This is a genomic window from Desulfosporosinus sp. (assembly GCF_014237355.1).
Taxonomy (GTDB): Bacteria; Bacillota; Desulfitobacteriia; order Desulfitobacteriales; family Desulfitobacteriaceae; genus Desulfosporosinus.
In genome coordinates this window covers 1-9,696 of record NZ_JABZFS010000073.1, presented here as the reverse complement: position 1 = coordinate 9,696, position 9,696 = coordinate 1, and the positions used below count along the sequence as shown (strand labels likewise).

General features: G+C 40.5%; 6 protein-coding genes and 2 pseudogenes. 7 read left to right on the top strand and 1 reads right to left on the bottom strand.

The genetic code is table 11. The features are described 5' to 3' along the window. Positions 1-769 precede the first annotated feature (769 nt). Positions 770-895 (bottom strand): annotated as a pseudogene (locus HGJ98_RS16350) (IS3 family transposase); the annotation flags it as partial. A gap of 326 nt (positions 896-1,221) precedes the next feature. On the opposite strand from HGJ98_RS16350, the gene HGJ98_RS16345 reads away from it, so the two are divergent. From HGJ98_RS16345 to HGJ98_RS16315, 7 genes and pseudogenes are all read left to right on the top strand, one after another. After that, positions 1,222-1,479 (top strand): hypothetical protein, encoded by a 258-nt coding sequence (locus HGJ98_RS16345; protein ID WP_291352728.1) that lies wholly within the window; start codon positions 1,222-1,224, stop codon positions 1,477-1,479. A 136-nt stretch (positions 1,480-1,615) separates the two neighbouring features. Continuing rightward, positions 1,616-2,425, top strand: coding sequence for a flavodoxin family protein (locus HGJ98_RS16340; protein WP_291352726.1), 810 nt, complete (start codon positions 1,616-1,618; stop codon positions 2,423-2,425). Positions 2,426-2,478: 53 nt separating this feature from the next. After that, a pseudogene (locus HGJ98_RS16335) lies at positions 2,479-2,669 on the top strand (class I SAM-dependent methyltransferase); the annotation flags it as partial. Between the two features lie 228 nt (positions 2,670-2,897). Continuing rightward, on the top strand, positions 2,898-4,337 hold the full coding sequence (locus HGJ98_RS16330; protein ID WP_291352724.1) for a DASS family sodium-coupled anion symporter: 1,440 nt from the start codon (positions 2,898-2,900) through the stop codon (positions 4,335-4,337). Between the two features lie 244 nt (positions 4,338-4,581). After that, complete coding sequence (locus tag HGJ98_RS16325) at positions 4,582-6,333, top strand: ABC transporter transmembrane domain-containing protein (protein WP_291352722.1); 1,752 nt, start codon at positions 4,582-4,584, stop codon at positions 6,331-6,333. Between the two features lies 1 nt (position 6,334). Then, positions 6,335-8,083 (top strand): ABC transporter transmembrane domain-containing protein, encoded by a 1,749-nt coding sequence (locus HGJ98_RS16320; protein ID WP_291352720.1) that lies wholly within the window; start codon positions 6,335-6,337, stop codon positions 8,081-8,083. A 321-nt stretch (positions 8,084-8,404) separates the two neighbouring features. Continuing rightward, positions 8,405-9,235 (top strand): undecaprenyl-diphosphate phosphatase, encoded by an 831-nt coding sequence (locus tag HGJ98_RS16315; RefSeq protein ID WP_291352718.1) that lies wholly within the window; start codon positions 8,405-8,407, stop codon positions 9,233-9,235. The last annotated feature ends 461 nt before the right edge of the window (positions 9,236-9,696 follow it).

Genomic DNA, 9,696 nt, shown 5'->3' with positions numbered 1-9,696 from the left:
AAGGACTATCTCTAACGAGGTAGTTCTTTCTATGTTCCATAATACTGCTACCGAACACGGAAGTTAAGAATCCACACTGCAGGAGCGTGCGTTATGAGTCGCAGTGTGGCGAAAAGCTCCCCTTCGCCACGAAGTCTTTCTTTGGGGTGGGTGGCTCGGCGATACTCTCCACTGGAGACTATCGTGCTTTTCGTATACCGAACACGGAAGTTAAGAATCCACACTGCAGGAGAATGCGTTACGAGTCGCAGTGTGGCGAAAGGCTCGCCCGCCTTTCGTTCCAGGGCCAAGGATACTTGGGGCATAGCCCCTGGGAAAGTAGGTCATCGCCAGGTAACAAGCGAAAGGACTATCTCTTAATGAGTTAGTCCTTTCTGTGTTAGTCATATGTAAAATTAAGGTTATTGGGCACGGGGTTCCACCGCTTACGAGATTTAGAGCTAGAACAGCGATGGCGAGAACGCATTGAAGAATGTCGTCAGAGTGGAATGAGTATAAGAGAATGGTGCGTTCAAAACGGATTGAAGACTACCGCTTATAAATACTGGGTTAGAAAGTTCAACCTTATGGATCGGCAAGCGACCGAAGGGAATACCTTCGCTGAAGTGATTTTGCTTCCTGAAACTACCAACAGCACGGAAGCAACAGGATCGACAAGTGGAATTTCCTTATCGTTAGGAGACTTCTCAATTGGCATATCCGATGGTTTCAATCCGATAACCTTAACTGAATTTGGTGAAGGTTCTGAAAAAGCTATGATGCAGCATATGGTCTCTGCACATGCATTATCAAAACAGTTACCTCTCCGGCTCATACTACGAATTATTCCGTTTTTCTCAAGTTCTTCTATATAGGTGGCACTACAATACTGGGCGCCTTGATCAGAATTAATTAACATACAAGTCTAGTGCTACTGGGCCTTCGGCCTATTAGGTAAGTTGAGCATCATTTAGGACGGTGCTTTTTAGTTTTTCGGACCGTTTTAGTTACAAGATGCACCCCCTCAAAATATGGAAATTGACTGTTCAAAGGTTATGTAAGGTTAGATAGTTTTTGGCGATCTGACCTTTTTGTTTTTAGCGTATTGATCCTTCAATCTTAGGAGGAAGTTTAGGGAAAGATGTGGAAAGTATTAGGAGTTTATTCTTAGTGGAGGAAAGTTTGTGGAAATGGATGAGTTAAGAATTAATAGTAAGTTATGGTGAAGGAGTGTAAAAGGCTTTGAAGAGAACAATTATCGGTGGAATACTAATGTTATCAGGGGTGCTAACTATCCTCTTTATCATCATCGCTGCTTCGATTTACGCTCCAAACGTTACTTCATGGTCAGGCTCAAAGCTTTGGTTCGTTATTTTTGGTGCAAAGCAGTATGGTAATGAAGTGGTACAGAGTTTGTTTCTTGGTATTCCATTTAGCATTGGATTAGTGCTAACAATTATAGGTTTTCTAGTGTTAGTTAAAGAATATTTTACAAAATGAAATAATCAATCCGCAAGAGAATAACAGTATAAACAGGCCCTATGAATCTACTGCTATGCATCTGGTGACGTTTATCATGGGCGTAAGTTACTTCGCGCTGGGACAAATCCAGCTACAGCTATTAGGAGTTGATTAAATGAAGATTGTTGTGGTAATGGGGAGCCCTAGGAAATTAGAAACTCTAAAAGTAGTTCAAAGGTTCGAGGAAAAGCTTGTAGCCCAATGTGAAGTGACGTTTAATTACATATTCTTAAAGGATGTGTGTATTAAGCCGTGCCTGGGATGTTTCATTTGCTTAGAAAAGGGTGAAGAATTTTGTCCCCAACGGGATGATGACCGAGTTAAGATTTTTGATCTAATGACGAAGGCTGATGGTGTAATTTTCGCAAGCCCTAATTATTCACTTCAGGTCACAGCCCTAATGAAAAATTTCCTCGACAGAATGGCCTATGTATTTCACCGTCCTTGCTTCTTCCATAAGGCTTTTATCCCTATTATTACCCAAGGAGTTTATGGCGGAGAGCAAATTATAAAATATTTAGAGACCCTCGGTAGTTTTTGGGGTTTTAATGTAACCAAGGGAGTACTTGTCACAACTCCCCCAGGGGTAAAGCTCCCAGCCGAAGAAACTAAAATTGAGAGAAAAATTACTGAAGGAGTGCATCGGTTTCAAAAAACACTGACTGGTAATCCATCCCCCAAACCAAGTATTAAGAAATTTATTATTTTTAACTTGGTCTGTGCCTTTAAACCTTATGGACCCAAGGATCGTGATTATAACTATTTCAAGGATAAAGGGTGGTTAGAGGCATCATACTATTATGAAACTAAACTTCCGTTAATTTATCGTATGATTGGAAGGTTGGTTAGAACGAAGTTCTCAAAAGAAGGAGCAAAAAGACAGATGCTTTTATCCCGCTTACGAAAGCAGGATATTAAAAGATAGGAGATGGAGACATGACAGAATTCTGGGAATGAAGTTTTTTGGATAAACAAACCATGTGGGGATTTGAAAAAACGGGATTGACATTAAAATCAATCTTGGTTCAGTAAATGATATGCCGTTTGATAACAAACTTTATGACGCTATAGTTTGCTATGCACTATTTACTTATTGGATAATCATGAGAGAGAAATTCATTAAAAATTGTTATAGTCAGTTAAAACCAAATGGATATATGATTTTTACATACCTCCAGTAAGCTTAATAAATATAAAATGTAAAAATGGCTCATGCATTAATGAAGTTTATTAACTGAACGTTATTATGCTGGGCTGCACGTTAATTTAGATCGAATAGTGAAACACTTGACCTGTCCCCCTGTTTCCCCCCCTAAAAATGTATGCTTGCAGGGATGACTAAAAGGGTAGAGAATAGTTTGATAATAGTTTTATTATGAAAAGGGTAAGTGATGTAGATGAGTCAGACCATCAAGATTCCAATAACTCAAGGCCTATTGAGTGGGAGAACTCTTAAAATTTTCATCCCAATTTTGTTTGCCGCACTATTTTTTGTGGTTCAAGCCCCAAAAGGTCTAGAGGTAGAGGCATGGAAATTATTTGGGATCTTTGCTGGTACAATTCTTATGCTCATGCTTCAAGGACTTCCGGAGGCGAGTGCTATTTTTGTCGGTGTGTCCGCAGCCGGTTTATTGGTCGTCCCTATTAAAGATGTTCTAGTAGGTTATACAGATACTACTGTTTGGCTGATAGTGGTTGCTATCATGATGAGTCTAGGCTTCAGAAAAAGTGGTTTGGCTAAGCGTATTGGATTGATTCTTATCAAGGCATTTGGGAAAAGCAGTCTAGGACTAGGTTATGTTCTTGGGGTTACCGATCTCATGTTGGCAACGACAATTCCTGGTGCTCCAGCTCGAGTAGGGGGCCTCGTATATCCCTTAGCTCAAGGAATATTTGAGGTTGTTGGTTCCAAACCACACGAGAATCCTCGTCGTCTAGGTGCCTATCTCACAGTCCTCTTATATATGATGGATATGGTTGCCGGAAGTTTGTTCCTGACGGGAATGGGTCCGAACCTTCTATCCATGAAATTCGCTTCGCAGATTTTAGGAGTCAAAGTAAGCTGGGGCCTATGGATCGTTGCAGCCGTCCCTGGTTTCCTGCTGTTTATCCTCGTTCCTTATATAGTTTATAAAATGTATCCACCAGAATTAACTTTAGTTAATGAGGTGCGAGAAATGGCTCGTGAACAGCTTAAAACCTTAGGTTCAATCACGAAAAGAGAAATTATCGGTGGGGTAACCTTTTTACTATGTTTGATTCTATGGGCAACCAGTAGCATAACTCAAATTGATACGACGCTTGTTGCGTTCCTTGGTGTCACCATCATGATTCTAACTGATGTAATCCAATGGAAGGATATTGCTGATTCGAAGGAGACCTGGGGAATTCTGATATGGTTCGGAGGAATAATTGGTTTATCATCGGCGCTTGATAAACTTGGGTTCTTTAGGTGGTTGACTGTTGTAATGAAAGATGCTCTGCCACAAGGGATTGGAACTTTTACGACATTTGTAATCATTGCCCTGTTAGCAATCATTCCACACTATGTTTTTCCGTCACTCCTTGGTTATGTCGCTACCTTTGCCCCGGTGATCTACAGTTTTGTAGCAGTCACTGGGGCGCCAAAGTATCCAGCGACGTTTCTAGTCGCCTTTCTGATGGTGATTTCTTCAACTCTTACTCATTATGGGAATGGATTAGGGCCTTTGCTGATGGGAACGGGTTATGTTGAAAAAATAACTTGGTGGAAAATCGGCTTTACAGTGACAGCACTTGCAACTATCGTCTATCTCACAATCGGTTTAGCCTACTGGAAAATTATTGGTTTGTGGTAACATTAGTTAAGCGGAAATTTGTGTAGATTAGGTGTATAATAAGGAACGGTGCAAGCCGCAAAGAATTACACTTTGGTTAAGAGACAACAATACGTTTGGATTAACATAAAAAAGATTGATTCGAGCGAGAGTATAAGATAAGTCAGTTGACCTTTTGAAAGATCATTTACAGTTAAATCATAGGATCAAGAGGATAAAGACCGATAAGGGTTTTTTGTATTAGCCAGATTCGAGGGAAAAGTATATGCTTCTTTTTAAAGAGTTAATGTGGTTCTTTAAGCAAGAAAAGAAGAGCTACGGTATGGGTATATTTTTTTTAATCGGGGTAGCTCTAATCAATCTGTTTCCTCCCTATGTAGTTCGGGTAATTGTAGACGGTGTTAGTCAAGAAAATCTGAACCAAGGGGTTTTAATCAAGTGGTCATTGCTCCTTATAGGTGCTGGGTTGACGGCTTACGGTTTACGGTATATTTGGCGTTTGTTAATTTTCGGGGCATCGAGTCGGCTCGGGCGGTTGCTCAGGAAGCAACTCTTCGATCATTTTACACGCTTGTCGCCGCAGTTTTATCAGAAGCACCGAACTGGGGATTTAATGGCCCATGCCACTAACGACATTCAAGCGATAGAAATGACGGCCGGGATGGGGGTTTTGACGTTCGTCGATTCCGTTACGACAGGGAGCTTGGTCGTTTTCTCTATGTCCTTTTTTATCAGTTGGAAACTTACACTCATTACGTTGCTGCCAATGCCATTTATGGCTTGGGCGACCAGCTCATATGGAACCATGTTGCATAAGAGGTTCCATAAGGCTCAGGCAGCTTTTTCAGATCTTAATGATAAGGTTCTGGAAAACATTTCTGGAGTCAGAGTGGTTAAAGCATTCGGGAGAGAAGAAACAGAAAAAGAGGCTTTTCGAACCTTATCTGCTGACGTTGTAGAGAAAAATATTGCTGTAGCAAAGGTCGATGCGCTCTTTGATCCCACCATCCAATTGATTATTGGAATTTCATTTTTCCTGGCTATTGCCTTTGGTGCAAAAGACGTTGTGGATGGGCGGTTGAGTTTTGGACAACTGACCCAGTTTACGATTTATCTGGGACAATTCATTTGGCCGATGCTGGCCTTCGGCTGGCTCTTTAACATTCTTGAACGCGGGCGTGCCTCCTATGATCGGGTAAGCGCGTTACTTAAGGTAAAACAGGAAATCCGTGAACAAGAGGGAGCAATGGACAGGGTCCCCAGTGGACAAGTGGCCTACGAGAAGGCCTCATTTGCTTATCCAGGGACTCAAAGGCTCATTTTTAAAACGATGGATGTGGAGGTCATTCAGGGGCAGACCTTGGGAATCGTCGGAAAAACGGGAAGCGGAAAGACCACGTTCTTCCGTCTTCTACTGCGAGAATTTGACCTTTCTGAGGGGGACATTAGAATCGGTGGAATCTCAATTTATAACCTAAGGCTCGGAGCTTTGCGGAAGGCGATAGGTTATGTTCCTCAGGATCATTTTCTATTTTCAACGACAATAGCGGAGAACATTGCCTTTGGCAAACCAGAAGCAACATTGGAAGAAATCCAAGCGGTGGCAAATATAGCAGCTATTCACGAGGATATCCTGCAATTTCCCGACAAATATGGCACCCTGGTCGGGGATCGGGGTGTAACCCTTTCAGGAGGACAAAAACAGAGAATATCGATTGCGCGGGCTCTCTTACTCCAACCGGAAATTCTTATTTTGGATGATTCTTTATCAGCAGTTGATGCTAAAACAGAAAAGGCCATTTTAAAGGCCTTAAAAGAAAAAAGAGCCCAAAAGACAACGTTGATTTCCTCACATCGTTTGAGTGCTATTGAACACGCGGATTTAATCGTTGTGCTTCAAGATGGACAAATTACCGAACGCGGTTCTCATGCCGAACTCATGGCTATCGAGGGATGGTATGCTTCTACTTACCGAAGTCAGCAGCTAGAGTCACTGATTGAGGAAGGGGGAGCTTGATATGGTGATCCGTCGTTTACTTATCTATCTTAGACCGCACTCCAAAGCGTTAAGTGTAGCCTTAGTGGTTTTATTTTTAGCCACCTTTGCCGATGTCGTTGGGCCAATCTTGGTCAAAATTTTTCTCGATCGTCATTTAATGCCACGTTCGTTCGATTTTACGGATTTGTTACTATTAGGGAGCGGGTATCTAGGACTTCATCTTCTTTCTGTGGGACTAAACTATTATCAGCTCGTCAGCTTTAATCAGATTGCACTGAAGGTGATTCAACAATTACGAGTCGATGTCTTTAGCCATGTGCAACGCCTCGCACTGGTAGTTTTCGATAAAACCCCGGCTGGAGCTTTGGTTTCCCGAATTACGAATGATACGGAAGCGATAAAAGAGCTATTTGTGGGTGTTTTAGCTACTATAGTGCAGAATATTGTTTTTCTTATCGGCATTTTTATAGCTATGTTCAGTTTGGATGTTCGACTGGCTACGTTTTGCCTAGTCTTGCTTCCAATCCTTCTTGGCTTGATGTATACCTACCGAAGGTTAAGCACAAAGGTTTATCGGACCATGCGCAAAGAGCTGAGCTTTCTCAATGCTAAACTGAATGAATCCATCCAAGGGATGAATATTGTGCAGGCCATGCGCCAAGAAGAGCGCTTCCGTAAAGAATTCAATGTTATTAATATGGCCTATTATCGAGCGGCCATTAATAACATTCGCTTAGAAAGTTTGTTTGTTCGACCGGCAGTTGACTTGATTTACACCTTTGCCTTAGTTCTTGTTTTAGACTTTTTTGGGTTTCAGTCTTTGAATGGACCGATTCAGATTGGAGTACTCTATGCCTTTATTAACTATCTAGATCGCTTCTTCGAACCCGTTAATATGATGATGCAGAGGTTATCCCAAATTCAGCAATCACTAGTTGCAGCTGAACGGGTTTTTGAGATTTTGGATGACGACCGCACTGTGCCAATGCCTGTCAGTGCTGCTTTGGCTCCTTCGATTGTCAAAGGGCAGATTGAATTTAAAGAGGTTAGCTTTTCATATGATGGTTCATCGGATGGAGGATCGGATGTCTTAAAAAAGGTTAGTTTTATAGCTTACCCAGGACAGACCGTGGCTTTAGTAGGGCATACTGGAAGTGGAAAAAGCACTGTCGCGAATCTCCTCATGCGTTTCTATCCGGTTACAAGCGGAGAAATCCTTATTGATGGGACACCTTTGTCTGAGTTTTCCGAGGATGAGTTACGAGGGAGAGTTGGACTAGTGGCCCAAGATCCATTTTTATTTGCAGGTGATATTACTAAAAATATTGCACTTTCTAGATCAAATGTTTCTAAGAAGGATGTGGAGGATGCGGCTTCATTTGTTCAAGCGAATGAATTTCTGCGAAAACTTCCCCAAGGCTTCGCAGAACCGCTCGGAGAGAGGGGGGGCACTTTGTCGAGTGGTCAGCGTCAACTCCTATGTTTTGCTCGGACAATGGCAGGTAAACCAAAAATTCTCGTTTTGGATGAAGCAACAGCCAGTGTCGATACGGAAACTGAAGAGGCAATTCAAACAGCGTTAGAAAAAATGCGCAAAGGCCGCACGACGATTGCGATTGCTCATCGACTTTCAACCATTCAAGATGCGGACCTAATTTTAGTCCTTCATAATGGAATGATCGTAGAACGGGGCACTCATACTGAGCTTTTGGTTAACGAAGGGCTTTATCAGAAAATGTTTATGATGCAGCAGGGTACAGGGGTTTGAATGAGCATATTTGAGGATTTCAATTTATCTAGATTATTAGGTTGCATTATAAATCTGATATGAAGTAGTATAGTTAGGAACTATGGCTTCTCCGATTGGAATAGTTAAACTTTTTATTAATAAACTGTTCAGAGAATATTAATAGTATTAAGCTAGAATACACATAGAAGAAATCTTTTGAAGGACCTATAATGGATTGGTAATATAAAGGGGTTGATAAAGACTAGTTGTTTAAAGCTCTGGAAATTCAATATCAATGAGATCTAGAAGCGTAAAATGTTTACTTTAGAGTAGAGGGTTATTAAGGAGAGAATAGAGAGAATGTTATTGATCGAAATAGTAAAGGCAATTATTCTTGGCATTGTTGAAGGTATTACTGAGTGGCTGCCAATTAGTAGTACAGGACATATGATTTTAGTGGATGAGTTTATAAAGCTCAATATGAGTGAAGCGTTTAAAGAAATGTTTTTTGTCGTTATTCAACTTGGTGCAATCCTTGCGGTTGTCCTTTTGTATTGGGAAAAATTAATCCCCCTCTCTTCCAAAAGGAAGTTGGCAATAAATAATGATACAATTTCATTATGGTTTAAAATCTTCACAGCCTGTGTACCAGCGGCAATTATTGGACTTTCGTTTGATGATCAAATTGATGCACAGTTTTATAATTATCAGACTGTGGCAGTAACGTTAATTTTATATGGTATATTGTTTATCATTATCGAAAACAGAAATAAAAATTTAAGGCCCAGAATCAACAATTTGTCTCAAATTACTTATAAAACAGCAATGATCATAGGGTTATTTCAAGTTTTATCCTTAATTCCTGGGACATCTCGCTCCGGAGCAACTATCCTCGGTGCTATTTTAATAGGCACATCTAGAATGGTTGCTGCAGAATTTACGTTTTTTTTAGCAATTCCGGTTATGTTTGGGGCAAGCCTCCTAAAAATCCTGAAATTTGGTTTTGTTTTCACAAGTTCGGAACTAATCATTTTAGTTATCGGTATGATCGTTGCATTTGTAGTTTCGTTATTAGCAATTAAATTTTTAGTTGGATATATTAAAACCAACGATTTCAAAGTTTTTGGTTGGTATAGAATTATATTAGGAATTATTGTAGCCTTATATTTCTTTACACAAAGTGCAATCTAAATGTGACCCTGTGCATCGGATCATTCCGGGCGAAGGGGGAGCTAATTAAGGATAAGATCCACTTATGATCTTATCCTTAATCTATATGGATAAAAATAACATTGACTGAGCAAACTAAAAGGAGTATTATAACTGAGCGCCACAAAGAGGCGCAGACAAACAATTCTGGGAAGGGTTGCTTAGCATTTTTGAGACATTGGAACTAACAAACCAAATTTGTTATTGACAATGAATGTATAAGATGTTAAGATACAATCCTGGCTAAAACGCCTAGAGAATAAAGGAAAATTTAGTATTGACAACGCAAGTTGAAAATGCTAAGATGTGATTCCGGCCCAAACAGGGCAAGAAAATGATGGTCTTTGAAAACTAAACAACAAGGACAGCCAATGAGAGAGACTCGAAAGAGTTTCAAAATAAATCATGAGTCAATCATCTTCTTCTAGAAGAAGTGAAATAAC

Bases quoted from the DNA above. Each gene is read 5' to 3' on its own strand.
- HGJ98_RS16330 (WP_291352724.1), top strand. From the start codon at position 2,898: ATGAGTCAGACCATCAAGATTCCAATAACTCAAGGCCTATTGAGTGGG.
- HGJ98_RS16320 (WP_291352720.1), top strand. From the start codon at position 6,335: ATGGTGATCCGTCGTTTACTTATCTATCTTAGACCGCACTCCAAAGCG.
- HGJ98_RS16325 (WP_291352722.1), top strand. From the start codon at position 4,582: ATGCTTCTTTTTAAAGAGTTAATGTGGTTCTTTAAGCAAGAAAAGAAG.
- HGJ98_RS16340 (WP_291352726.1), top strand. From the start codon at position 1,616: ATGAAGATTGTTGTGGTAATGGGGAGCCCTAGGAAATTAGAAACTCTA.
- HGJ98_RS16315 (WP_291352718.1), top strand. From the start codon at position 8,405: ATGTTATTGATCGAAATAGTAAAGGCAATTATTCTTGGCATTGTTGAA.